The organism is Kitasatospora sp. CM 4170 (genome assembly GCF_032110285.1).
In the GTDB taxonomy this organism is placed as follows: Bacteria; Actinomycetota; Actinomycetes; order Streptomycetales; family Streptomycetaceae; genus Kitasatospora; species Kitasatospora aburaviensis.
Genome location: NZ_CP134877.1, coordinates 6,843,633 through 6,866,344, shown reverse-complemented (window position 1 = coordinate 6,866,344; position 22,712 = coordinate 6,843,633). Strand labels below are relative to the sequence as shown.

Here is a 22,712-nt window from a genome sequence, read left to right as displayed (position 1 = left end):
CTCGGGTCCGGCGAACGGAACGCCTACTTAGGTTAGCCTAAGCTATCTACATATTGTCTGGTCAATCGCCCGTCATCGCACGGGCCCTGACGCCTCCGGAGGCGCCGATGTCCCCCCTGAACGCGAACCCGCCCGGCCCCGGGACCGCCCCCGAGACCGCAGCGGAGGCGCGCGGGGACACGACCGCGGGCGGGCGGGGTGCAGCCGGCACGGGTACCACCCGCCCCGGCGCCGCCGCCGCGGGTGCCGCCCCCGCAGGTGCAGCCGCGGCGGGCGTGGCCGCGCTCGAACGGGCCGGCCTCAAGGCCGCCGTGCGCGAGCGCGTCCACGCGCACCGCGCCGAACTGCTCGCGCTCAGCCGCCGCCTCCACGCCCACCCCGAGACCGCGTTCGAGGAGCACCGCGCCGCCGCCTGGTGCGCCGAGCTGCTGCGCGACCACGGCTACGCGGTCACCGCGCCCGCGCACGGCCTGGCGACCGCCTTCACCGCCACGATCGGCTCCGGGCCGGTCACCGTCGCCCTGGTCTGCGAGTACGACGCGCTGCCCGGGCTCGGCCACGCCTGCGGCCACAACCTGATCGCCGCCGCCGGCCTGGGCGCCGCGCTCGGCCTCGCACCCCACGCGGACCGGCTCGGGCTCACCGTCCGGGTGATCGGCGCCCCGGCCGAGGAGCGCGGCGCCGGGAAGGCGCTGCTGCTGGACGCCGGGGCCTTCACCGGCGTGGACGCCGCGATGATGGTCCACCCCTGCCCCGTCGAGGTCGCCGACTTCCGCTCCTTCGCACTCGGCACCCTCGCCGTCCGCTACACCGGACGCGCGGCCCACCCCAGCCTCAACCCGCACGAGGGCCGCAACGCCGCCGACGCGCTCACCGTCGCCCAGGTCGCGCTCGGCCTGCTGCGCCAGCAGCTGCCGCCGCACTGGCGGGTGCACGGCATCACCACCGCGGCCGGGACCGCCCCCAACCTGATCCCGGACACCGCCACCGCGGAGTACGAGATCCGCGCCTCGGCCGCCGAGGACCTGGCGGAGCTGCGCACCCGGGTGGAGGACTGCTTCCGCGCCGGCGCCCTGGCCACCGGCTGCGAGGTCGAGCTGACCCGGCCGGAACCGGACTACCTGGACTTCCGCAGCGACGCCGGCCTGCTCGCGCTCTGGCGTGCCAACGCCCGCGCACTGGGCCGGCCGGAGCCGGTCGAGCGCGGACCGTTCGCCTGCACCGACATGGGCAACGTCTCGCACCTGCTCCCCGCGATCCACCCGGTGCTGGACATCACCGGCGGCGCCTGCGCCCCGCACGAACCGGCCTTCGCCGAGGCGGCCGTCTCCCCCGAGGCCGATCGCGCCGTGCTGGACGGCGCGATCGGGATGGCCTGGACGGCGGCCGACTTCGCGGCCGGCCACCGGACCGCGGACGGCGGCTGACGGGCCGGCCCCGGCGACGGCCCGGTCCGGACCGGGCAGCACCTGCACCGGCGCCGGGTCAGTCGCGTCCGAGCAGGACGTGCACCGGAGCCGGGCCGGGCTCCGGGAGCAGGCCGCCGAGGACCGCCGGGGCCGCCCGCAGCGCGGTGACGCCCAGCTCCCGGACCAGCTCGCCCACGTCGGCGGGCCGGTCCGGACCGGCCAGCACCAGCGCCGCACCGGTCCGCAGTGGCCAGAAGAACTCCCAGAGCGGCAGCCCGAGTTGCAGCACCCGGTCACCCGGGCCGAGCCGGTAGGCGGCCTGCAGCTCGCGCACCCGCCGGTCCGCCTCGCCGTGCGTCAGTGCGACGCCCGCCGGCCGCCCGCCGGGGCCGTAGCCCAGGCAGAGCGGGTGCTGCGGGGTCAGCGCGCGCGGCGGGTCGGTGGCCAACTCGGCCGCCAGCTCGGCCGGTCCGGGCCGGACCGCGCCGGGCACGCCCTCCCCCAGGACGGCGACCGGCTCGGCGTCGGAGCGCAACCAGGCGAGCCGGCCGGGGGCGTCACCCGGGTCCAGCGGCAGGTATGCCGCACCGGACTTGGCGATCGCCAGCAGCGCCGGCACCACGTCGGCCGGGCGGGCGAGCGCCAGGCCGACGACCGTGCCGGGGCGGGCGCCGAGGCCCGCCAGGTGTCGCGCCAACCGGTTGGCTCCCGCGTTCAGTTCGCCGTACGACACCTGCGCGCCGTCCGCGAACACCAGCGCGGGCGCCCCGGGCGTCCGGGCGGCCTGCGCCTCGACCGGGCCGACCACGGTGGTCGGCGGCCGCTTCGCCGGCGCGGTGCCCGGGGTCAGCACGTCGGCCGGGTCCATCAGGACGCGCCCAGCAGCTCGGCCCAGGCCTCCACGGCCGGCCGCTCGGCCAGCTGCGGAAAGGACACCTCGGCGCCGTCCGCCCGCCACCGCTCGGCCAGGGCCATCAGCCGGACCGAGTCCAGGCCCCAGTCGACCAGGTTCTCGTCCAGCGGGATGTCCGCCGGGTCCTCGCCCAGCAGGTCGGCCACCTCGGCCCGGATGCGCTCCACGGTGAAGGCCATGCCCGTCACTTCCCCACTTCCTCTCGAATACGTCGGGTTCGGCGTCGTCGCCGGATCAGGCGGCACCGAAGACGGCGTCCGCGGTGGTGACCACGCCGCAGCGCCCGGCCACCCAGGCGAGCGCGGCGCGGTGCTCGTCCGCGCCGAAGTCGGCGACCGCGTCGGCCACCACGAAGGCCTCGATGTCGCGCATCCAGGCGTCGCAGGCGGTGGCCTGCACCCCGATGTGGGCGTACACACCGGTGATCACCAGCTGGTCGCGGCCCTGCGCGCGCAGCAGCTCGGCCAGCTCGGTGCGGACGAAGGCGCTGTACTTCCACTTGGTCAGCAGGACGTCCCGCTCGCCCGGGGCGACGGCGTCGGCGACGGCCGCCGCGCGCGGGTCGTCCGGGATGCCGGGGCCCCAGAAGTCCTGCTGGAGGCCGCGCTGTTCCGGGCTCTGGCCACCGGGCTGCGCCGAGTACAGGACCGGGACGCCGAGGCGCCCGGCCTCCTCGCGCAGCCGGTTGACGTTGGCGAACAGCTCGGTGACCGGCGCCGCGCCGGTGTCGAAGGCGTCCAGGAAGTGGTTCTGCAGGTCGTGCACCAGCAGCACGGCGCGCGACGGGTCGACCGTCCAGGCGACCCGGTTGGCGGGCAGCTCGCCGGCGGCGGGCATGGGGTAGGAGGGGATGCGGGGCAGGCCCACGGCGGTGCTTCCTTCGGTCTCAGGGGGTGGTGAGGGTGGCCGCGACGGCGGCCCGGAGGTCCTTCTTGCTGACCTTGCCGATTCCGGTGGCGGGGAACGCGTCGACGAACTCCACCCGGTCCGGGACCTTGTAGTCGGCGAGTCCGCGCTGCCGCACGAACCGCTTCAACTCGACCGGCTTCGGCGGCCGTTCGCGGTGGCTCCGGTGCAGCACCACGTAGGCGCAGGTGCGCTCGCCGAGGTAGGGGTCGGGCATCGAGACGACGGCCGCGTCGTGCACGGCCGGGTGGGCCAGCAGGTGGTTCTCGATCTCCTCCGCGGCGACCTTCTCGCCGCCGCGGTTGATCTGGTCCTTCGCCCGCCCCTCGACCACCAGGTGGCCGGTGGCGGTGCGCCGGACGAGGTCGCCGGTGCGGTAGAAGCCGTCCGCGGTGAAGGAGCCGCGGTTGTGCTCGGGCGCGTTCCAGTAGCCGCGGATGGTGTACGGGCCGCGGGTGAGCAGGTGGCCGGTGGTGCCGTCGGGCAGGTCGCGGTCCTCGTCGTCGACCACCCGGACCTCGTCGTCGGGGGAGATCGGCCGCCCCTGGGTGGTGACGATCACCTCCTCCGGGTCGTCCAGCCGGGTGTAGTTGACGAGGCCCTCGGCCATGCCGAACACCTGCTGGAGCGTGCAGCCCAGCACCGGGCGGACCCGGCGGGCCGCCTCCTCGCTGAACTTGGCACCGCCGACCAGCAGCACCTCCAGGCTGGCCAGCCCGGTGGGCTCGCCCGCCTTGGCCCGCCGCTCGGCGGCGTCCAGCCAGAGCAGCGCCAGTGGCGGCACGAGGCCGGTGATGGTCACCCCCTCGCGCTCGATCAGCGGGAACGCCGCCTCCGGGGCGGGCTGCGGGCAGAGCACCACCCGGCCGCCCGCGTACAGCGTGCCGAGCGAACCCGGCGAGCTGAGCGGGAAGTTGTGTGCGGCCGGCAGCGCACAGAGGTAGACGCTCCGCTCGTCCTGGCCGCAGATCTCGACCGAGCCGCGCAGCGAGTGGATGTAGTCGTCGTGGGTGCGCGGGATCAGCTTGGGCACGCCGGTGCTGCCACCGGACAGCTGCAGGAAGGCGACGTCCTCCGGCTGCGGTTCGGTGGTCGGGCCCGGGCCGTCGAGCGGCACGTCGGCCAGCCGGACGTGCTCCCCCGGGTCCTCGCCGGCCACCAGCACCAGCCGCAGCGAGGCGGTCTCCGCCTTCACCCGGCCGGCCAGTTCGCGGTAGTCGAAGCCGCCCTGGACGGCCGGGACCACGTAGCCCGCCGCGCCGGTGAAGGAGCAGAAGTAGGAGATCTCGGTGTAGCGGTGGGCGGGCAGCGCGAAGACCGGCAGGGCGCCGATCCGGAAGAGGGCGAACACCACCTCGAAGAACTCGGCCACGTTGGGGAGCTGGACCACCACCCGGTCGCCGCGGCCGATGCCGCGGGCGAGCAGGCCGGCGGCCATCCGGTCGGCCCGGCGGTCGAGTTCGGCGTAGCTCCAGTGGCGCGGGCCGCCGGCCCCGTCGGGGCTGCCCGGCCCGACGGGGTCGACGGGGTCCGTGATCGCGATGCGCTCGCCGTGGGCGGCGGCGCGCTCGCGCAGCATCCGGCCGAAGGTCTCGCCGCGCCAGTGGCCGGCGGCCCGGTAGCGCTCGGCGAACTCCGCCGGGTAGGGGGTGAAGCCGGCCAGCACCTCGGCCATCGGGTCGGCGGCCGGTCCGGCGGTGCCGCCGTCGGGCGCCGTACCGAACGCACCCCCGGAGACCGCGCCGAACGCCCCGGCGCCCGTCACGCCCATGCTCCCGGCACTCATCGCGGCACCCCCGGCGCCCGTCACGTCCTTGCTCCCGGCACTCATCGCGGCACCCCCGCGGCGTCCAGGAAGGTCCGGAACTTGGCGCTGGTCTCGGCGAGTTCGGCCTCGGGCCGGGACTCGGCGACGACACCCGCGCCCGCGTAGACCCGCAGGGTCCGCTCGTCCGCCTCGGCGCAGCGCAGGGTGACCACCCACTCGCCGTCGCCGTCCGCGTCGCCCCAGCCGACCATGCCGGCGTACAGGCCGCGGTCGAAGGGCTCGATCTCGCCGATCGCGCGGCGCGCCAGCGGCGTCGGCGTGCCGCAGACGGCCGGGGTCGGGTGCAGCGCGGCTGCCAGCTCCAGCGCGGAGACGGCCGGGTCGGCCAGCTCGGCGGTGATGGTGGTGGCGAGGTGCCACATGGCGGCGGTGCGGACCAGCGTCGGCCGCTCCGGCACGTCCAGCGTCCGGCAGTACGGGGCCAGCGCGGCGCGGATCGCGTCGACCACGACGGCGTGCTCGTGCAGGTCCTTGGGCGACTCCAGCAGCGCGGCGGCGCGGCGCACGTCCTCGCCGAGGTCGGCGCTGCGCGGCACCGACCCGGCCAGCGGGTTGGCCAGGACGGCCGTGCCGCGGCGGGAGAGCAGCAGCTCGGGGCTGGCACCGATCAGCGTCCGGCCGGCGCCGGCCGGGACGGCGAAGCTGTAGCCGCCCGGGTCGCGGCGGGCCAGTCTCTGGAGGATCGCGGGCAGGTCGAGCGGACGGCCGGCGGTCAGCTCCAGCGTGCGGGCGAGCACCACCTTGCCCAGCTCGCCGGCCCGCAGGCGCCGGACGGCCTCCGCGACGCCGGCGCCGTAGGCCTCCGGGGCGGGGACGGGGCGGACCTGCCACTCGACCCGGTCGGCGGCCGGGGCGGGCAGCGCGATCAGCGGGTCGTCGCGCAGCGCACCGCAGCGGCGGACCCGCGCGGGCACGACCAGTTCAGCGCGGCTGTCGTGGTCGAACGCCACCGCGCCCACCACCAGCGGGTGTTCGACGCCGTCCCGGCGGGCGCGGGCGAGCGTGTCGGCGACCCGGACGGGCAGCGGGCGCCCGTCCTGCGGCACCCGGACGTGCACGCCGTCGGTGAGCAGCGTGCGGGTCGGGGAGGCGAAGAACGCCTCGTCGGGCGCGGCCCGGTACTGGCCCAGCAGCCCGCTGGCCGCGCCGATGACGGTGGGGTCCGTCCCGGCGGGGGCGTGGTGCACCGTGGTCACCTGGATTCTCCAGTCTGCGAATGGCCGCCGGACGCTGCTCGTGGCGCCGACCGGCGGGTGGTGGGGTGGGGGGACCGGCTCGAAGCCCGGGCCCGGGGTGCGGCCCCGGGCCCGGGTGCGGCCCCGGGCGGGCGGGGTTGGACCGAGCGGGGTTGGACCGGACCGAGCGGGCCGGGCGGGCCTGCGGGAGGGCGCTTCCGGGCGGTGGCGCCGCGGCGTGGTGCGGCCGCGGACCGGGGCGCCGTGCGGCTCAGGCCCGGAGGGTGGCACCGCCGTCCACGTACAGGTCGTGCATGGTGATGTGCCGCGCCCGGTCGGAGACCAGGAAGGCCACCGCCTCGGCGATGTCGGTGGGTTGGGCGATCCGGCCGAGCGGGATGCCCACCCGCCAGCCGGCCGGATCGCCGTCGACGACCCGCCGTTCGGCGGCCTCGGCGTCGTCGCCCCAGAGCGCGCGCTGCATCTCGGTGTCGGTGGAACCGGGCGAGACGATGTTGCAGCGCACTCCGGAGCGGGCCAGCTCCAGGCCCAGACAGCGGGTGAACATGGTGGCCGCAGCCTTGGAGGCCGCGTAGGCGGCCATGCCGGCGCGCGGCACCCCGGCGGCGTTGGACCCGACGGTGACGATCGCCCCCGAGCCGCGCTCCGCCATCCGGCCGCCGACCGCCCGGCAGGTGTGGAACACGCCGGTGCTGTTGACGGCGAAGGTGTCCGCCCAGTCCTGGTCGGAGAGTTCGACGGCGGGCGAGGTCCGCAGGATCCCGGCGACGTTCACCAGGACCCCGACGGGTCCGAGTTGACGTTCGACCAGCTCCACGGTGGCCTCGACCGCCGCCGCGTCGGTGACGTCCAGGACGTAGGGGCGGACGGAACCGCCGAGCTCCTCCGCCAGCGCGGCGAGCGGGCCGGGGTTCCGGTCGACCGCCGCGACGGCGGCCCCCGCGGCGGAGAGCGCCCGCACCACGGCGGCGCCGATGCCCTGCCCGGCGCCCGTCACCACGGCAGTGGTGCCGACCAATTCCGACTGCAGCACAGGAAATCCCCTCCGACCAGCAACGTTAGGCAAGCCTAACCTAACACAATTGTTCGGATGCGCCGAGAGGCCGCGCAGTTCCTGCGGGGTCGTCAACTGGCGCAAGGGTGGCCGGTCCCGGTCCGGCGGGGCGAGCATCCACGAGGGTGGACGCAACGTTGCGTCCAGTGCTAGCGTCCCGATCGAGAGAAGGAGACGCAACGTTGCGTCCACTTTCACCGCCCCACTCCCGAGGAGCCCCGTGACCACCACCCCACCGCCCCGCACCGGCCCGGCACCCGAGGCCGCCAGGCCGACGCCGGCCGGGTCGCCCGCCCCCTCCGGCGCATCCGACCCGGCCGCCCCGTCACCCCGCACCGACCCGCTGGCCCGGGCCGCCATCGCCCTCGCCTTCTGGGTGACCATGGCCGGCACCACCGTCCCGACCCCGCTCTACCCGCTCTACCAACACACCTTCGGCTTCTCGCCGTTCACCGTCACGGTGATCTTCGCCGTGTACGCCCTCGGCGTCGTCGCCGGCCTGCTCACCCTCGGCCGCCTCTCCGACGAGATCGGCCGCCGCCCCGTCCTGGCCGGCGCCCTGCTGCTCGCCGCTGGCGCCGCCGGACTCTTCGAGGCCGCCGACTCGCTGCCCTGGCTGCTCGCCGCCCGCGTGCTCTCCGGCCTCGCCGCCGCCCTGGTGACCGGCGCCGCGACCGCCGCACTGCTCGACCTCGCCCCGCCGGAGCGACGCCTGCGCGCCCAGACCGTGGCACTCGCCGCCAACATGGGCGGTCTGGCCGGCGGCACCCTGCTCTCCGGCCTGCTGACCACCTGGGTCGACACCGACGCGCCGCTGCGCCTGCCGTGGACGGTGACGCTCGCCCTGACCGCTGTGGCCCTGATCGCGCTGCCGGCCGTGCCCGAGACCGTGGGCTCGCCGGCGGGCTTCCGCCTGCGCTTCCAGCGGCTGCGCGTCCCGGCCGACATCCGGCCCGCCTTCCTGCGCGCCGCGCTGACCGGCGGTTCGGGCTTCGCCGTGCTCGGCGTGCTGACCTCGGTCAGCGGCCTCTTCCTGGCCACCGTCCTGGACATGCACAGCCCCGCGCTCACCGGCCTGGTCGTCTGCCTGGCGTTCGCCACCACCGCCGTGGGCCAGCTGCTCGCCCGGGTGCTGCCCGCGCCCCGCGCGCTGCCGACCGCCTGCGCCGGACTGGTCCTGGCGTCCGCACTGATCGCGACCGCGCTGCTCACCTCGACGCTCGCGCCGCTGCTGATCGGCGCCTGCGTCAACGGCCTCGCCACCGGCACCGCCGTCGGCACCGGGCTCGGCGCGGTGAACACCGGCGTCGCACCGCAGCGGCGCGGCGAGGCGATCTCCACCTTCTTCGCCGTCCTCTACACGATGCTGTCGGTGCCGGTGGTCGGGGTCGGCATCCTGATCCAGGCCACCGACCTGCGCACGGCCGGCGTCACCTTCAGTGCGCTGGTCGCCGCGCTCGCCCTCGTGGTCGCGGCCGGCCTGCTCCGCCACCGGGCGCGGGCGGCGGCCGACGCCCCCCGGGCGTCATGAGTGGGGCGTGAGAGGATGGCCGCGACCGACCTGCCCGACCGCCGTGCCGACCCCGCACGGCTCGCACCCGAGGACGCCAGTACCATCGCCGCCCAGCCCAGCCCAGCCACCGGCAGCACCGGGAACGCCCGGACCACCGGCAGCCCCGCCACCGGTAGCACCGGCAGCCGCAGCGCCGGCAGCCGCCGGAGCGAGGCCGCGCGCCTGGCCGTGCTGAACGCCGCCGACGACCTCCTGGTCGAGCACGGCTTCGAGGGCCTCACCATCGAGGGCATCGCCGCCGCGGCCGGGGTCGCCAAGCAGACGATCTACCGCTGGTGGAAGTCCAAGGTCGACATCCTCTTCGACAACCTCGTCCTGGACGCCGGGACCGCCCTCGGCTGGCCCGAGCACCCGTCCGGCCCCGCCGACGTGCGCGCGTACGTCCACCGATTTGCGGCCTTCCTCGGCGAGGACCCGGCCGGCCGGGTCCTCCAGGCCCTCCTCGGCCACGCACAACTCGACCCGCGGACAGCGGAGTTGCTGCACAGCGGGTTCCTCGACGAGCTCCGCGCCCGGGACGTCGCGCACGTCCGCACCTGCCTGGGCCTGGCCGACGACGACCGGGCCGCCGTCGTCCTCGACGCCGTCCTCGCCCCGCTCTACCACCGCGCCCTGGTGCTGCGCCGCCCGCTCGACGCCGCGTTCGTCGACGCGCTGCTCGACCAGCAGCTCGACGAGCAGCCCGCGCGCTGACCCCTTCCCCTCCCACCTCCGGCCCGTGTCACCCCCGGGCCGGCTCTGGAGCGACCATGTTCAAACGCCCCCGTCCGACCTTCGACGTCGAGGTCACCGCGGTTGCCCCGCTGACCTCCACCCTCGTCCGGCTCACCCTCGCCGGCCCCAAGCTGGCCGAGCTCGCGATCGAACACCCCACCCAGTGGGTCAAGTTGGCGACCCCTGAGGGCCCGTCCCGGGCCTACACCATCCGCCGGCACCGGCCGGCCGAGGGGGAGGTGGACATCGACGTCGTCCTGCACGGCAACGGTCCCGCCGCCCGCTGGGCCGCGCGGACCCGCCCCGGCGAGCCGGTCCGGCTGGCCGGCCCGCGCGGCCGGCGGCCCACCTTCGACGGCGCCGCGCACATCCTCCTCGCCGCCGACGAGAGCGCACTGCCCGCCGCCTTCACCATCCTGGAGCAACTCCCGCCCGGCATCCGGGTGTCCGCCTACTTCGAGGTGTCGGAACCGGCCGACACCCTGCCCGTCGACACCGCCGCCGAGCTCACCACCACCTGGCTGCCCCGGTCGGGCGCCCACCCCAAGGGCGAGCTGCTCGCCGACACCGTCCGCGCCGTGGACGTCCCCGACGGGACCCACGCCTGGCTGGCCGGCGAGGCGGGCTCCGTCGCCGCCGTCCGCCGCCACCTCCTCACCGACTGGGCCCTCCCCCGCGAGCACGTGCAGGCGAAGGGCTACTGGAAGCACGGCGAGGCCGACCACAAGGGCTGAGGCCGGGGTCCGGGCCGACCGGCCCGCGGCGGACGGCCGTCGACCACGGGTCGGGCGGGGGTAGCCGGGCGCCGCACCTCAGCGGTCCGCCCGGCCCTCCTGCCGGGCCACCGCGTCGGTGTACAGATCGGTGGTGAAGTCGCCCTCCTCCAGGCCGAGTTCGGCCATCACCCGGCGGACGGCGGCGAGCGCGACCGGCAGCCCGTCCACCGCCTCGACGGCGGTCTCCACCTCCAGGAAGACCCCGTCCAGCCGCGCCACCCGGACGAGGGTCGCCAGCATCCGCCGGCCCTCGAACCCGAAGGCGTAGCTGCGGCAGCGCTTCTCGAACGCGAGCCGCTGGACGAACCCGAGGCCGCGCACGATCCCGTGCGCGGCCCGGACGTCCGCCACCTGGGTCTCGTGCTCCGGCTTGGAGGCGGAGGCGGCGTCCACCCGGGCGCCCTTGTACGTGAGCAGTGCGCGGCTGCCCCCGTCCGAGCCCTCCACCACCCGGATCCGCAACTCCCGGTCGGCGCCCATCAGTCCGCCGTCCGGCGCGTCGTAGTAGGTGTCCCGGTACAGCTCGGAGCACCCCGGCCCGTACGCCGCCTCCAACCGGCGCAGCACCGCGCGCGGCTCCCGCACCACGGCCTTCAGCTCGGCCTCGATCACCTCACGGCCTCCTCGGCGGCGCTCCCGGACCTGCCCCGCCGGCCCGCCCGGGCCGTCCCGGCGGCCGCGAGGCCCGGCATGACGCCACTTTAGCGGCGCCCGGCGCCGGAGCGGTGTCCGGCGACACGGCGCCGCCGCGGGGAAACCGGGTGCCGCGGAACGGCCGGCCTTCTACCGTGGCCGGCATGTGCATCCGCCCCCGGACCACCCGCCGTCACTTCGTCTGCCCGCCCTGCCGGGCGTCCTGGAAGCGGCGTCCCGCCCCCGGGCGGGACCGGTGCCCGCACTGCCGGGGCGAGTTGATCGACGCGGGACAGGACCTGGCCGTCCCCCGGAAGCAGGACGACGCCGGGTGGCGGGCGCTGACGGCGGTTCTGGCCGCCGGGGTGACGTTCCACTCGCGCTGCTGCTACGGCCCCGGGTGGCGCCCGCGGACCCCGCGTCAGGTGCGGGAGCGGCTGGCCCTGGCGCGCGACAGCGGGGTGCCGGTGGCCGAGGCCCTGACCACGCGGGACCTGGACGAGCTGCGGGCTTAGGTCCGAAAGAGAGGGCCCAGGTCAGTGCGCGGCGGGTGCCGGCGCCAGGCCGGTACAGCCGCGCAGGCCGTCGCGGCGCTTGAGCGCGGCCTCGGCGGCGGCGCCGGTCTGCGGGACGGGCACGCCGCGGTCGTCGACGGTCGCCGGGGCGAAGCTCTCGCCGGTGACCTTCCCCTCCTTGGAGACGGTCAGCGTGGTGACGCCGGTCTCGTTGGAGAAGGCGTAGTTGGACGTCCCGTACCAGAGGAAGTTCCCGAAGCCGTAGCCGACGTAGGTGTTCCCGAGCATGCCCGAGCCGAGCATGGTGTGGGCGTGCGTGCCGACCACGGCGGTGGCTCCGACCGCCGCGAGCTTCTTCGCCACGGCGGTCTGGGCGCCGGTCGGACAGGCCTTGCCCTCCTCGCCCCAGTGCAGGTAGACGAGCACCACGGGGGCCTGCTTCTTGGCCGCCTCCACCGCCTTGACCAGGGCGGGGGCGTCCAGGGCCGAGGCGATGCCCGGCTTGTTGGCACCGGCGCGCCACTTCTGGTTGGTGAGGTCCTCGACCTGGCTGGCCGCCACCACGGCGACCTTCACCCCGCGCACCGTGGTGACGTACGGGGCGTACGCCTCCTTGGCGTTGCGGCCGAAGCCGACGACCGGGATCGGCGAGGACTCCTTGGCGGCGAGGGTGTCGGCGAGGCCGTCGGCACCGAAGTCCACCGCGTGGTTGTTGGCCATCGAGACGACGTCGACGCCGGAGTCCTTGAGGGCGTCGAGCGCCTTGGGGGAGGTGCGGAAGGTGTAGGTCTTCGGCTCGGGGGCGCCGCGGTCGGTGATCGCGGTCTCCAGGTTGAGGACCGAGAGGTCGGCGTCGGCCAGTGTCCCGGCGATCGGGCCGAGCGCCTGCTCGGGGGCCTTCACGGCGAGCCGGGCTTCCGTCCGGCCCTCGAAGTGGACGTCGCCCGCGAAGGCCACGGTGATGCTGCCGTCCGGCCGGGGCGCGGCCGCGGCACCGCTCGGCGCGCCGGCCCCGGTGGGACCGGTGGCGGCGCCCGTGGCCGCGGCGGTGGGGGCCGGGGCGGCGTCGCCCGCCTTGGCGGGGGCCGGGTCCGGGTCGTCGGGACCGCAGGCGGCGAGCGGGACCAGCCCGAGCAGCAGTGCGACGGCAGCCGCGGCACGGCGCATGAGTGTTCCCCCCGAGGTCGGTCCAAGAGCGGTCAGCCTACGCCACTCCCCCGCGGCTCCTTCGCCCCGCGTCCACACCGCGTTCGACCGCCGGGCGGCCACCGGACGACCGCCGGACGGCCATGGACGACCGCCGGACGGCCACCGGGCGGGACCGCCCGGCCCAGCAGTGACATGCTGGTCCCGGACCCACCGCTGCCGGCCGGCCGCAACGGCCCCGGCGACGGCCCGGGACTGCCCCGGCCGCGCGGCCCCGGCCCGCCGGCAACGGACGACGAGCAGATGACGGGTGACGGACAGCAGATGACAGACTCGGCCGGCCCGGCTCCGGGCGCCGCTCCCCCTCCCACCCCCGCGACGCCCGCCACCGGCGACTTCACCCCCGCCGAGCGCGCCCGCGGCCGGGCACTGCGCCGCGCCCAGCTGCCGTGGGCCCTGGGCGGGCGGCTGGCCGGGCTGGCGCTCGTGCTGCTGCTCGGACTGACCCCGGCCGGCGCGGCACTGGTGACCGCGGTCGGCGGCTGGTTCGGCGGCTCCCGCACCGCGGAGGTGCTGGCCGGGGCGGCCGCACTGGTGGTCCTCGGCCAGGCGGTGCAGTTGCCGTTCGGCGCCGGCGTCCGCACCGTCCGGACCCGCTTCGGCCTGGTGACGCAGGGCTGGGGCGGCTGGGCCGTGGACGCGCTGCGCGGTCTGGCGCTGGGCCTCGTCCTGGCCCTGCCGGTGGCGCTCGGCCTGTTCGCGCTGACCGCCCGGTCGCCCCGGTACTGGTGGATCCCGGCCGCGGGCGCGGCGGCACTGCTCACCGCGGCGCTCTCCTTCCTCTACCCGCTGCTGGTCGAGCCGGTGTTCAACCGGTTCAGCCCGATGCCGCCCGGCCCGCTGCGCACGGCCCTGCTCGGGCTCGCCGAGCAGGACGGCGTCCGGGTCCGGGACGTCCTGGTGGCGGACGCGTCGCGGCGGACGACGGCGCTCAACGCCTACGTCTCCGGTCTGGGCGCGACCCGCCGCATCGTCGTGTACGACACGCTGCTGGCCACCGCCGAGCCGCGCGAGGTGGAGCTGGTGGTGGCGCACGAGCTGGGTCACGTGAAGCACCGGGACGTGCTGACCGGCACGGTCCTGGGCGCGATGGGGGCGGCCTTCGTGGTGGCCGTGCTCGGGCTGCTGGCCGACTGGGAGCCGCTGTTGTCGGCCGCCGGGGCCACGGACGCCGCGGATCCGCGCGCGCTGCCGCTGCTGGCCGCCTGCGCGGCCCTGCTGGGCGCGCTGTCGGGCCCGGTCCAGTGCGCGGTGAGCCGGAAGGTCGAGGTCCGGGCGGACCGGCACGCCCTCGAACTCACCTCGGACGCCGAGCAGTTCATCGCGATGCAGCGCAGACTGGCAGTGACCAACGTCTCGGACGTCGACCCGCCCCGGGTGCTTGGGCTACTGTTCGCCACTCACCCGAGCGCGACCCGCCGGATCGCAGCCGCCCGCACCTGGCAGGCGTCGGCGCCCGGCCCGGCCGCCGATCCCGGCAAATCCGTTGTATAGTGCAACAAATTTCCGAGGAGGCAGGAAGCCGTGCCCGGCCGCGAGACGTCGATCGACACCATCCAGCGCGAGCTGACCGCCTTCGCCCGGCGAGCCCGCCACAAGGCGAGCCAGCTGCACCCGGACCTCTCCCTGGTCACCTACAGCATCCTCGACCTGATCAACGAGCGCGGCGGCTGCCGGGCCGCCGACGTCGCCTCCCACTTCATGCTGGACAAGTCCACCGTGAGCCGCCAGGTCACCGCGCTGGAGAAGCTCGGCCTGCTGCGCCGCGAGACCGACCCGGACGACCAGCGCGGCCAGATCCTCGGCACCACCGAGGCCGGCCTCGCCCTGCTCCGCGACGCCAACGAGCAGCGCCGGGCGGCCTTCACCGCCCGCTTCACCGACTGGTCGGACGAGGACGTCGCCCGGTTCGCCGACTACCTCGCCCGCTACGGCGCCGAGGGCTGACCACCCCCGCGCCGGGGTGTCCGTCGGGCGCCCCGGCGCGGCCGGGCCCCGCCCGGGGCCGCCGAAGTGCGCCCCACCTCCCGGACGGTGTACAGAGGAGAGGTGCCACTTCGGCAGCGCCCCCGCGACCGCCGCCCGTCGTGGCGGCCCGGCCGCCGCGCGCTGACGGTGCTGCCGCTCGCGCTCATCGCGGTGATCTCGATCGTCGACGTCCTCGCGCCCTCGAACATCCACCTGGGCCCGCTGCTGATCGTCGCCCCCGCCATCACCGCCTCCTTCGCCGGCGCCCGCGCCACCACCGTCGTCGCCCTGCTCTCACTGGCCGCGCTGACGGTCATAGGGCTCCTGCGCGAAGGCATCACCACCGCCAACCACGAGACCCAGCTGGGCGCCCTGATCGCCGTCTCGGCGCTGATCATCGGCCTGCGCGTGCTGCGCGACCGGCACGAACGCGAGCTGGCCCAGGTCCGGACGGTCTCCGAGGCGGCCCAGCGCGTCCTGCTGCGCCCGCTGCCCGAGCGGATCGGGCCGCTCCACCTCGCCTCCGTCTACCTGGCGGCCGAGGCCGAGGCGCAGGTCGGCGGCGACCTGTACGCGGCGGCCCGCACGGCCGGCGGCACCCGGCTGCTGGTCGGCGACGTCCGCGGCAAGGGCCTCTCCTCACTGGGCGACGCGGCGCTGCTGCTCGGCGCCTTCCGGGCCGCCGCCCACCTCCACGCCGACCTCCCCGAGCTCGCCGGATACCTCGACGGCAGCGTCTGCTGGGACCTCGACCAGCTCGGCGAGCAGGACCGGTACCAGGACGGCGGCCGGGACGGCGGACCGGCCCACGGCCGGGAGCGGGGGCACGGCCTGCAACGGAGCCTGGACCGCGGGCTGGACCTCGGCCTGGAGAAGCTGGGCCGGGGGCTGGAGCGCAGCGCGGGGGCCGCCGCCGGCCTCGGCCGGGACGAGTCCGGCCCGGACGGCGGCGGCGCGGCCGCGGACGACCGCGGCGAGTCCTTCATCACCGCCGTCATCCTGGACATCCCGGACGACGGCCCGGTGCTCCGCCTCATCGACTGCGGACACCCGCCCCCACTGCTCCTGAACGCCGACGGCATCACCGTCCTGAACGCCCGCCACCCGGCGCCGCCGCTCGGCCTCGGCGAGCTCGCCCCCACCACGTACGAGGTGGAGGACTTCCCCTTCCTGCCCGGCGACCGGCTGCTGATCTACACCGACGGCGTGATCGAGGCCCGCGACCCGGAGCGTCGCTTCTACCCGCTCACCGAGCGCGTCGACGCCTGGCGCTCCGAGCGCCCGGAGGTCCTGCTGAACCGCCTCCGCCGCGACCTGCTCGCCCACGTCGGCGGCCGGCTGGACGACGACGCGGCGATGGTCGTGGTGGAGCGGCTCCCGCGCCGCGGCTGAGGCCGGCGACGACCCGGGACCGCCTCCGGCGGACCGGGCGGCCGGTGGCCCGTGGCACCCCCGACAGGCCGGGCGGCCCCGTCACGGCCGGTACGGCAGCTGCGGCACCTCGAAGCAGGTGGAGGTCATCGACGCCACCTGGGTGACCCAGCCGCCCTTGCCACCCTGCCCGGAGTCCTGCCAGCGGGCCGCGTTCAGGCAGGCCCGGGTCGGCCCGCTCGGCGGGGGCTGCGGGACGAAGGAGGCGGGCAGGATCTGCCCGTGCGCGTCGTACGGCTCCGGGCGGTTCATGAACCGCTCCACGCAGGCCCGGGTGAGGTCGGCGCCGCAGGAGTCCATCGCGTCGGTCAGCCACTGCGCGCCCGCCCAGCCCTCCAGCTCCCAGGCCGAGAGCAGCGGCTCCCGGTCGGGGTAGTACTTGGCCATCGCGGCGCGGAACTCCGCCACCGGCGGGTGGTCGACGTCCTCGTAGTTGAGGCTGGACGAGGTGGCCCAGAGCACGTTCCGGCAGTTGGGCGAGGCCTGGTAGTCCGTCCGCACGGTCTCGGACCAGTTCTGCACGTTGGTCACCTTCGCCTCGACCCGCACGCCCGCGTCGTCCAGCGCCCGGCAGAGCGCCGCGTTGCCCCGGGTGTCCATCGCGTCGAAGAGCAGCTGTGAGCCGTCCGCACGGACGGCCGCGGCCACCGCCTGGAAGTTCGGCAGCGCGAAGTCGACCGTCTGGGTCAGCACCCGGTAGCCCTCCGCCTCCAGCCCTTCCCGCAGCTGCGCGGCGTAGCGCGCCGAGTCGGCCTGGTTGTAGGCGACCACGGCGGCGCTGCGCGCGCCCAGCCGCTCCTTGAAGAAGCGGTACACCTCGGTGGTCTGGTAGAGCATGCCGTTCCAGCCGACGGCGTTCCCGTCGCGCGGCGCGCTGTTGCCGTAGATCTCGTACAGGTGCGGCCAGCGGTCGTACGCCGTGCCGATCGGCTGGCCGCCGACGTCCGGCACGCCCTTCTCGCTGACGTACGGGGCGCCCGCGTAGTCGAGGACGCTGCCGGAGACGAAGGCGAAGACGTGCGACTGGTCGATCAGCCGGTGGACGCAGTCCTGGTTGCCGATGCCGCTGCCGCCGTCGTCGCAGGTGACCACCTTGACCGTGCGCCCGTGCAGGCCGCCGCGGTCGTTGAGGGCCTGGACGAAGGCCAGCGCGCCGTAGCGCGGGCCGCTGAACACCTCGCTGCCGACCGGGCTGGTCAGCGAGGTGACGATGCCGATCCGGATCTCGGAGGCGGTGACACCGGTGTCGGAGGCCGGGTTGCCGCCCGCGGAGGTGCCCGGGCCGGAGGCGGGGCGGGAGGTGAACGCGCTGTCCGGCAGCCGGGTGCCGCAGCCGGTCGCGAACAGCACGACGGCCGCCAGCAACCCGGCGACGAGCCGTGCGGCCCCGCGCCGCCGGGCGTCGGGGCGCCGGGCCGGCCCCGGGCCGACGGCGTCGGGGCGGCGCGGGCGGGCGGGCCGCCGACGACCGGACGCGTCGGCGGCCCGGGGGAACGGCCCCGCGGTCAGCTGCATCCGGGGATCGGGGTGCCGCTCGCGCCGCCGGCCTGGGTGAGCAGGCCGCAGAGGGTGGAGCGGGACACCTTCCAGGTGCCGTTCTCCAGCACCGCCTGGCCGGTGGCGCTGGGCTCGACCACGTTGCCCTGGAGCGAGAGCTCGTACGTGACGGTGGCCTCGGTCGCCGAGTTGAACGACACGTCCGTGACCCTGGCCTTCACCTGGCCGACCCGCGGGTCCTGGGAGAAGCCCTGGAGGACGGGCAGCAGCTGATCACCGTTCTGGAGCAACGAGGCCTTCTCCGGGATCGGGGTGGTGGGGTCGAAGAACTTCTCCCAGTTGGCGGTGACCTCGTTCTTGGCGGTGGCCACGTCGGCGGGCGCGGTGGCACCGGCGGTCGGACCGGTGGTCCCGCCGGCGGTGACGGTCGCCGAACCGGTGACGGCCGTGGGGAGGGTCGGCGAGGGGGACGAGGAGGAGCCGGACCCGCTGCTGCACGCGGCCACCACGCCCACCAGGAGCAGGGCCAGCAGGACGCTCACCCAGCGCCGGACCGGGCCGCCGCGCCGGACCGGGCCGCCGTACCGGACCGCGGCACCGTGCCGGACCGCGGCGCCATGGGTGTCGTGGGGGTCGTGAGTGTCGTGGGGGGCGCTCTTACTCACGTGCATGGTGTTCCTCTCGACGGCGGCGGGTGGAGTCCACACGGCCCGCTCTGCCGATGTCCGGATGCTGTTCCAGGCCGATGCTGGAAATGTCGCAAGTGACACCATCAAGGCGGATCCATGGACGAATCGCAATCCGAGGGGGAAATCCCCCACCGCGCCGCACCGGGAACGCCCGGCGGACGCGGCTCCGGGCTGCGGCGACCGGCCGCGCGGATCGTCCGGGACGCGCGCGAGTGGTTCGGCTGGATCGTCGCGGCCGCGGGTGCCGCGCTCTGCGTCCTCGGCTGGTACGGGGTCTCCGGGGAGAGCTTCGCCGAGCAGCAGATCCCCTACCTGGCGTCGTCCACGATCCCGGGCGCCGCACTGATCGTCGCGGGCGCCGTCCTGGTCGCCCTGCGGCCGTCCGGCGGTCCCGCGCAGGAACCCCGGGAGCCGCCGGAGCCGCAGGGACCGCGGGGCACGCCGTCCGCGACCGGCCGCCCCGACCTGACCGATCTGCGGGTGGAGCGGCTGTACGCCCTGCTGGTCGAGCCCGCCGACGGGACCACCGCGGACGGGACTGCGGACGGGACTGCGGACGGACCGGCCGACGCGGCGGCCCCGCGTCCGTCCGGCGCTGCCGCACCGCGCGGCGCCGTTCTGCTGGCCGTGCCCGAGGGAACGCTCTACCACCGGCCGGGCTGCCCGCTGGTGGCCGGCAAGTCGCGGGCCGGACCGGTCGACGCGGCCACCGCGCGGGTGCGCCGGCTCACGCCCTGCCGGATCTGCGAGCCCGGCGACCCCGGCGACCCCCACCGCCCGGACGGGCCCGACGCCCCGCCGGCCGGCTGAGGCGGTCCCCGTGCCGAACGTCCCCGCCCTCGACTCCCTCGGCCTCACCGTCGACCTCGCCCTCGCCGGGCTCACCGTCGGCAGCGCGGCCGCGCTGAGCGGTATCGGCCTGGTGGTCTGCCACCGCGCCACCGGCGTGCTCAACATCGCCCAGGGCGCCCAGGCCATGCTCGTCGCCTACCTGCTGCGCGACCTCGTCGTGGTGCGGCAGTGGCCGGTCTGGCCGGCCGTCGCGTGCTGCCTGCTGCTGGTCGCGCCCGCGCTCGGGGTGCTCCTGGACGTCCTGGTCTACCGGCCGCTGCAGCGGCGCGGGGCGGGGGTGGCCGAGACGACGGTGGCCGGGATCGGCGTGTTCGTGCTGCTCATCGGCCTGGTGGTGCTGGTCTGGGGCAGCGCCCCGCTGAGCGGCGCGCCCTCGCCGTTCGGCGGCACGCCGATCCCGCTCCCCGGCGGCCACGGCCTGCGCCCGGACACCGTGGCACAGCTCACCGCCATCGCCGTCCTCTGGCTCACGGTGGCCGCGATCACCCGGTTCACCCGGTTCGGCCTCCGGCTGCGCGCGGTGGTGGACGACCGCCGGCTCGCCGGGCTCGCCGGCGTGGACGCCGACCGGGTGTCCGCGGCCGGCTGGGCGTTCGGCTCGCTCACCGCGGGCCTGGTCGGCATCGCCCTCGCCCCCTACCTGCTGCTCGACCCGTACGGGCTGCCGCTGCTGGTGATGGAGACCATCGCCGTCGCGGTGGCGGCGCGGCTGCGCAGCATCCCGGTCGCGGTGGCCACCGGTCTCGCCCTCGGGATCGCGCAGGCCGAGCTGACCAGGGTGCGCCCGTCCGGGCAGCTGCTGCCGCTGGTCCAGGCCCTGCAGGCCAACCTGTTCGTGGTGGCGCTGCTGGCCACCGCCCTGCTGGCCGGGCCGGGGATCGCGGGCGAGTACGGCGACCGCGCCCCGCTGCCCGCCCGCCGGGCCGGGCGGGACGGCGCGGCCGCCGGGGGCCGCGCGGCCGGGGCGGTCTGCCTGGTGCTGCTCCTGCTGCCGCTGGGCTTCCGCGGCAACGACCTGCGCAGCGCGCTGCTGGTGCCGGCGCTGGCCCTGGTGCTGCTCTCCATCGTGGTGGTGACCGGCTACGGCGGGCAGATCTCGCTCGGCCAGGCCGGGTACGCGGGGCTGGGCTCACTCGGGACGGCGCTGCTGATGTCGGGTCGGATCCCCGGTGTGCCGCCGCTGCCGGCCGCGCCCGCGCTGCTGTTCGCCGTCCTGGCCACGGCGCCGCTCGGGCTGCTCACCGGCTGGCCGGCGATCCGGCGCCGGGGGCTCGCCCTGGCGCTGGTGACCTTCGCCGTCGGCACGGCGATGAGCCGGTTCGTGTTCCAGCAGCCGTACGCGACCACCGGGCTGACCCTGGACCGGCCCGGCTTCCTGGCGGGCGACCGGGCCTTCTACCTCGCCGAACTGCTGTTGCTGGGGCTGGGCCTGGCGGTGGTGCACGGGCTGCACCGGGGGCGGCTGGGTCGGGCGCTGACGGCGATGCGCGACCACGAGCCGGGCGCGGTCGGGGCGGGGGTCAACGTCCCCGGGCTCAAGCTGTTCGCCTTCGTGGCGGGGGCGGCGCTGGCGGCCCTCGGCGGCGGCCTGATGGGCCTGGCCGGGCGGGCCTTCGACGCCGCCTCGTTCGACCCGGTGCGCGGGCTGCTCTGGTTCGCGGCGGTGGTCGTGGCCGGCGCGGACAGCGCGCTCGGGGCGGTGCTGGCCGCCGCGCTGCTGATCGGGCTGGACGCGGGCACGACGGCCGGGGTGTCGGCGGTCGCGGTGGGGCTCCTCGCGGCGGCGATCGGTCGGCTCCCCGGCGGCCTCGCGGGCCTGGCGGAGCGGCTGGCGGTCCGGCGGCCGCAGCCGCCGCCGGGCACCGCCGGGGCGGCACTCGCCGGGTCCGGGGCGGCACTCGCGCCCGGGCGGCTCACCCCGGCGGGGCGTCGGGTCCGCGCGCTGATCGCGGCGCGGCAGGCGGGCGGGCCCGCGGAGGGGGCCGACCCGTGAGCCGGGGCGTCGCCCGTCCGGCCGCCGGGGCCCGGCCCGGCGCCGCCGCCCGGCTGACGGCACGCGGACTGGTCCGCCGCTACGGCGGCATCGAGGCCGTGGCCGGCGTCGACCTGACCGCGCCGCCGGGGCGGATCACCGCCCTGATCGGGCCGAACGGCGCCGGGAAGAGCACCCTGTTCGACTGCCTGGCCGGAACGGTCCGCCCGGACGCCGGCCGGGTGCTGCTGGGCGGCCGCGAGGTGACCCGACGGCCGGCCCACGCCCGGGTGCGGCTCGGCCTGGCCCGGACGTTCCAGCAGATCGCCGTCTTCCCGACCCTCTCGGTCGCGGACAACGTCCGGGTCGGCGCCGAACAGCGGCCCGGCGCCCGGCGGGACGCCCGCGCGGTGGACGCGGCCACCGGACGCGCCCTGGCCCTGGTCGGCCTGCAGGAGCTCGCCGCGCAGCCGGCCGGCGAGCAGCCGACCGGGGTACTGCGCCTGGTCGAGCTCGCCCGCGCCCTGGCCGGCGACCCGCGCGTCCTGCTGCTCGACGAACCGGCGGCCGGCCTGGACACGGCGCAGACCGCCCGGCTGGTCGCCGTCCTGCGCGGGCTGGCCGACCGCGGCATGGCGCTGCTGCTGGTCGAGCACGATCCCGACCTGGTCGCCGAACTCGCCGACACCGTCTACGCGATGGCCGACGGCCGGGTGGTGACGCACGGCCCGGCCGGCGCCGTGCTCGCCGATGCCCGGGTGGCCCGGGCCTGGGGGCCGGACCGGCAGGGAGGGGACCCGCACCCGTGACCGTCGAAGCCGCCCTGCACGGCGCCCGCGTCCGCTACGGCCCGCTCGAAGCGCTGCACGGCGTGGACCTCCCCTTCCCCGCCGGCGCGGTGACGGTCCTGCTCGGCCGCAACGGCGCCGGGCGGACCAGCGCGCTGCACGCGCTGGCCGGGGTGATGCGCCTGGCCGCCGGGCGGGTCGAGTGGCAGGGGCGGGACGTCACCGCGCTCTCCGTCCACCGGCGCGTGCGGCTGGGGCTGGCGCTGGTGCCGGCGGAGCGGGCCGTGTTCGCCTCGCTGACGGTGGCCGAACACCTCGGCCTCGCCGGGAGCGGCACCGGGCCGGCCCCCGTACCCGCCGCCACCGACGAGGCGCTGGAGCTCTTCCCCGAGCTCACCGCGCTGCTCCCCCGCCGGGCCGGTACGCTCTCCGGCGGGCAGCAGCAACTCGTTGCCGTGGCACGGGCGTTGAGCACCGGCCCGCGCCTCCTGCTGCTCGACGAGCCGGACCGCGGGCTGGCACCCGCCGTCACCGCCCGGCTGCACGCGCACCTGCTCGCGCTGGCCGCGGCCGAAGGCCGGACGGTCGTCCTCACCGCGCAGTCGCTGCCGCACGGCCTGGCCGGAGCGGCCGTCGTCCACGTGCTCCACCGGGGCGAGGTCGGCTTCTCCGGCGAGCCCGCCGAGCTGGGAGCGCAGCAGGCCGCGGAGCGGCGACCGACCGGCCCGGGGCCGTGAGCCCGCCCGGGGCCGGTGCTCGGGACCGCCGCTACTGGGCCGGTGCTCGGGACCG

22 protein-coding genes are annotated in these 22,712 nt (G+C 76.6%); 12 read left to right on the top strand and 10 right to left on the bottom strand.

From position 1 onward, the window contains the following. Positions 1-107: 107 nt before the first annotated feature. Positions 108-1,427 carry a M20 family metallopeptidase gene (locus RMN57_RS29035; protein ID WP_313766236.1) on the top strand — a complete coding sequence of 440 codons (1,320 nt, stop codon included), beginning with the start codon at positions 108-110 and terminating at the stop codon, positions 1,425-1,427. Between the two features lie 58 nt (positions 1,428-1,485). On the opposite strand, the gene RMN57_RS29030 is transcribed toward RMN57_RS29035, so the two are convergent. The 6 genes from RMN57_RS29030 to RMN57_RS29005 form a co-directional block, all read right to left on the bottom strand. Then, a complete protein-coding gene (locus tag RMN57_RS29030) occupies positions 1,486-2,277 on the bottom strand; it encodes an AMP-binding protein (protein WP_313766235.1) in 792 nt (263 codons plus the stop codon). Then, positions 2,277-2,501 carry a phosphopantetheine-binding protein gene (locus RMN57_RS29025; RefSeq protein WP_238862325.1) on the bottom strand — a complete coding sequence of 75 codons (225 nt, stop codon included), beginning with the start codon at positions 2,499-2,501 and terminating at the stop codon, positions 2,277-2,279. The genes RMN57_RS29030 and RMN57_RS29025 overlap by 1 nt, the downstream gene beginning before the upstream one ends. 55 nt (positions 2,502-2,556) lie before the next feature. Further along, positions 2,557-3,189 carry an isochorismatase family protein gene (locus tag RMN57_RS29020; protein WP_313766234.1) on the bottom strand — a complete coding sequence of 211 codons (633 nt, stop codon included), beginning with the start codon at positions 3,187-3,189 and terminating at the stop codon, positions 2,557-2,559. Positions 3,190-3,208: 19 nt separating this feature from the next. Next, positions 3,209-4,903 (bottom strand): (2,3-dihydroxybenzoyl)adenylate synthase, encoded by a 1,695-nt coding sequence (locus tag RMN57_RS29015; protein WP_313768006.1) that lies wholly within the window; start codon positions 4,901-4,903, stop codon positions 3,209-3,211. A 152-nt stretch (positions 4,904-5,055) separates the two neighbouring features. After that, positions 5,056-6,258 (bottom strand): isochorismate synthase DhbC, encoded by a 1,203-nt coding sequence (dhbC, locus tag RMN57_RS29010; RefSeq protein ID WP_380233528.1) that lies wholly within the window; start codon positions 6,256-6,258, stop codon positions 5,056-5,058. Positions 6,259-6,502: 244 nt separating this feature from the next. Then, on the bottom strand, positions 6,503-7,285 hold the full coding sequence (locus tag RMN57_RS29005; RefSeq protein ID WP_313766232.1) for a 2,3-dihydro-2,3-dihydroxybenzoate dehydrogenase: 783 nt from the start codon (positions 7,283-7,285) through the stop codon (positions 6,503-6,505). Positions 7,286-7,526: 241 nt separating this feature from the next. On the opposite strand from RMN57_RS29005, the gene RMN57_RS29000 reads away from it, so the two are divergent. Genes RMN57_RS29000 through RMN57_RS28990 form a run of 3 tightly spaced genes read left to right on the top strand, consistent with a single transcriptional unit; the run spans position 7,527 to position 10,327 of the window. Then, on the top strand, positions 7,527-8,837 hold the full coding sequence (locus RMN57_RS29000; RefSeq protein WP_313766231.1) for an MFS transporter: 1,311 nt from the start codon (positions 7,527-7,529) through the stop codon (positions 8,835-8,837). Between the two features lie 15 nt (positions 8,838-8,852). Continuing rightward, positions 8,853-9,572 carry a TetR/AcrR family transcriptional regulator gene (locus RMN57_RS28995; protein WP_313766230.1) on the top strand — a complete coding sequence of 240 codons (720 nt, stop codon included), beginning with the start codon at positions 8,853-8,855 and terminating at the stop codon, positions 9,570-9,572. A 56-nt stretch (positions 9,573-9,628) separates the two neighbouring features. Next, positions 9,629-10,327, top strand: coding sequence for a siderophore-interacting protein (locus tag RMN57_RS28990; RefSeq protein WP_313766229.1), 699 nt, complete (start codon positions 9,629-9,631; stop codon positions 10,325-10,327). Between the two features lie 78 nt (positions 10,328-10,405). Here RMN57_RS28990 and cyaB read toward each other — a convergent pair whose 3' ends face one another. Then, complete coding sequence (cyaB, locus tag RMN57_RS28985) at positions 10,406-10,981, bottom strand: class IV adenylate cyclase (RefSeq protein WP_313766228.1); 576 nt, start codon at positions 10,979-10,981, stop codon at positions 10,406-10,408. A 185-nt stretch (positions 10,982-11,166) separates the two neighbouring features. On the opposite strand from cyaB, the gene RMN57_RS28980 reads away from it, so the two are divergent. Then, positions 11,167-11,517, top strand: coding sequence for a hypothetical protein (locus tag RMN57_RS28980; RefSeq protein ID WP_313766227.1), 351 nt, complete (start codon positions 11,167-11,169; stop codon positions 11,515-11,517). A gap of 21 nt (positions 11,518-11,538) precedes the next feature. Here the strand turns inward: RMN57_RS28980 and RMN57_RS28975 are convergent, their stop codons facing one another. Then, the gene (locus RMN57_RS28975) at positions 11,539-12,684 is read right to left on the bottom strand and encodes a CapA family protein (protein ID WP_313766226.1); all 1,146 of its coding nucleotides are present in this window, start codon (positions 12,682-12,684) and stop codon (positions 11,539-11,541) included. A gap of 303 nt (positions 12,685-12,987) precedes the next feature. Between RMN57_RS28975 and RMN57_RS28970 the strand changes: the two genes are divergently transcribed. From RMN57_RS28970 to RMN57_RS28960, 3 genes are all read left to right on the top strand, one after another. Then, entirely contained in the window at positions 12,988-14,217 is a 1,230-nt protein-coding gene (locus RMN57_RS28970; protein WP_313766225.1) for a M48 family metallopeptidase, read from the top strand. A gap of 30 nt (positions 14,218-14,247) precedes the next feature. After that, positions 14,248-14,670: a MarR family transcriptional regulator gene (locus RMN57_RS28965; RefSeq protein ID WP_238862314.1), complete on the top strand. Its 423-nt coding sequence runs from the start codon at positions 14,248-14,250 to the stop codon at positions 14,668-14,670. Between the two features lie 102 nt (positions 14,671-14,772). Beyond that, positions 14,773-16,083: a PP2C family protein-serine/threonine phosphatase gene (locus RMN57_RS28960; RefSeq protein WP_313766224.1), complete on the top strand. Its 1,311-nt coding sequence runs from the start codon at positions 14,773-14,775 to the stop codon at positions 16,081-16,083. Between the two features lie 81 nt (positions 16,084-16,164). Here RMN57_RS28960 and RMN57_RS28955 read toward each other — a convergent pair whose 3' ends face one another. Together RMN57_RS28955 and RMN57_RS28950 are read right to left on the bottom strand one after the other, a co-directional pair. Next, positions 16,165-17,637, bottom strand: a complete 1,473-nt coding sequence (locus RMN57_RS28955) for an ABC transporter substrate-binding protein (protein WP_313766223.1) — start codon at positions 17,635-17,637, stop codon at positions 16,165-16,167. Further along, the gene (locus tag RMN57_RS28950) at positions 17,628-18,290 is read right to left on the bottom strand and encodes a hypothetical protein (RefSeq protein ID WP_313766222.1); all 663 of its coding nucleotides are present in this window, start codon (positions 18,288-18,290) and stop codon (positions 17,628-17,630) included. Before RMN57_RS28950 ends, RMN57_RS28955 begins: the two co-directional genes overlap by 10 nt. A gap of 114 nt (positions 18,291-18,404) precedes the next feature. On the opposite strand from RMN57_RS28950, the gene RMN57_RS28945 reads away from it, so the two are divergent. From RMN57_RS28945 to RMN57_RS28930, 4 genes are read left to right on the top strand one after another with little or no spacing between them, the layout of a single operon-like run. After that, positions 18,405-19,118 carry a hypothetical protein gene (locus tag RMN57_RS28945; RefSeq protein ID WP_313766221.1) on the top strand — a complete coding sequence of 238 codons (714 nt, stop codon included), beginning with the start codon at positions 18,405-18,407 and terminating at the stop codon, positions 19,116-19,118. A gap of 10 nt (positions 19,119-19,128) precedes the next feature. Next, complete coding sequence (locus tag RMN57_RS28940) at positions 19,129-21,153, top strand: ABC transporter permease (protein ID WP_313766220.1); 2,025 nt, start codon at positions 19,129-19,131, stop codon at positions 21,151-21,153. After that, complete coding sequence (locus RMN57_RS28935) at positions 21,150-21,941, top strand: ABC transporter ATP-binding protein (protein WP_313766219.1); 792 nt, start codon at positions 21,150-21,152, stop codon at positions 21,939-21,941. The genes RMN57_RS28940 and RMN57_RS28935 overlap by 4 nt, the downstream gene beginning before the upstream one ends. After that, the gene (locus RMN57_RS28930; protein WP_313766218.1) at positions 21,938-22,657 is read left to right on the top strand and encodes an ATP-binding cassette domain-containing protein; all 720 of its coding nucleotides are present in this window, start codon (positions 21,938-21,940) and stop codon (positions 22,655-22,657) included. The genes RMN57_RS28935 and RMN57_RS28930 overlap by 4 nt, the downstream gene beginning before the upstream one ends. The last annotated feature ends 55 nt before the right edge of the window (positions 22,658-22,712 follow it).

Bases quoted from the DNA above. Each gene is read 5' to 3' on its own strand.
- RMN57_RS29035 (WP_313766236.1), top strand. From the start codon at position 108: ATGTCCCCCCTGAACGCGAACCCGCCCGGCCCCGGGACCGCCCCCGAG.
- RMN57_RS29030 (WP_313766235.1), bottom strand. From the start codon at position 2,277: ATGGACCCGGCCGACGTGCTGACCCCGGGCACCGCGCCGGCGAAGCGG.
- RMN57_RS29025 (WP_238862325.1), bottom strand. From the start codon at position 2,501: ATGGCCTTCACCGTGGAGCGCATCCGGGCCGAGGTGGCCGACCTGCTG.
- RMN57_RS29015 (WP_313768006.1), bottom strand. From the start codon at position 4,903: ATGGCCGAGGTGCTGGCCGGCTTCACCCCCTACCCGGCGGAGTTCGCC.
- RMN57_RS28995 (WP_313766230.1), top strand. From the start codon at position 8,853: ATGGCCGCGACCGACCTGCCCGACCGCCGTGCCGACCCCGCACGGCTC.
- RMN57_RS28990 (WP_313766229.1), top strand. From the start codon at position 9,629: ATGTTCAAACGCCCCCGTCCGACCTTCGACGTCGAGGTCACCGCGGTT.
- RMN57_RS28980 (WP_313766227.1), top strand. From the start codon at position 11,167: ATGTGCATCCGCCCCCGGACCACCCGCCGTCACTTCGTCTGCCCGCCC.
- RMN57_RS28975 (WP_313766226.1), bottom strand. From the start codon at position 12,684: ATGCGCCGTGCCGCGGCTGCCGTCGCACTGCTGCTCGGGCTGGTCCCG.
- RMN57_RS28970 (WP_313766225.1), top strand. From the start codon at position 12,988: ATGACAGACTCGGCCGGCCCGGCTCCGGGCGCCGCTCCCCCTCCCACC.
- RMN57_RS28955 (WP_313766223.1), bottom strand. From the start codon at position 17,637: ATGCAGCTGACCGCGGGGCCGTTCCCCCGGGCCGCCGACGCGTCCGGT.
- RMN57_RS28950 (WP_313766222.1), bottom strand. From the start codon at position 18,290: ATGCACGTGAGTAAGAGCGCCCCCCACGACACTCACGACCCCCACGAC.
- RMN57_RS28945 (WP_313766221.1), top strand. From the start codon at position 18,405: ATGGACGAATCGCAATCCGAGGGGGAAATCCCCCACCGCGCCGCACCG.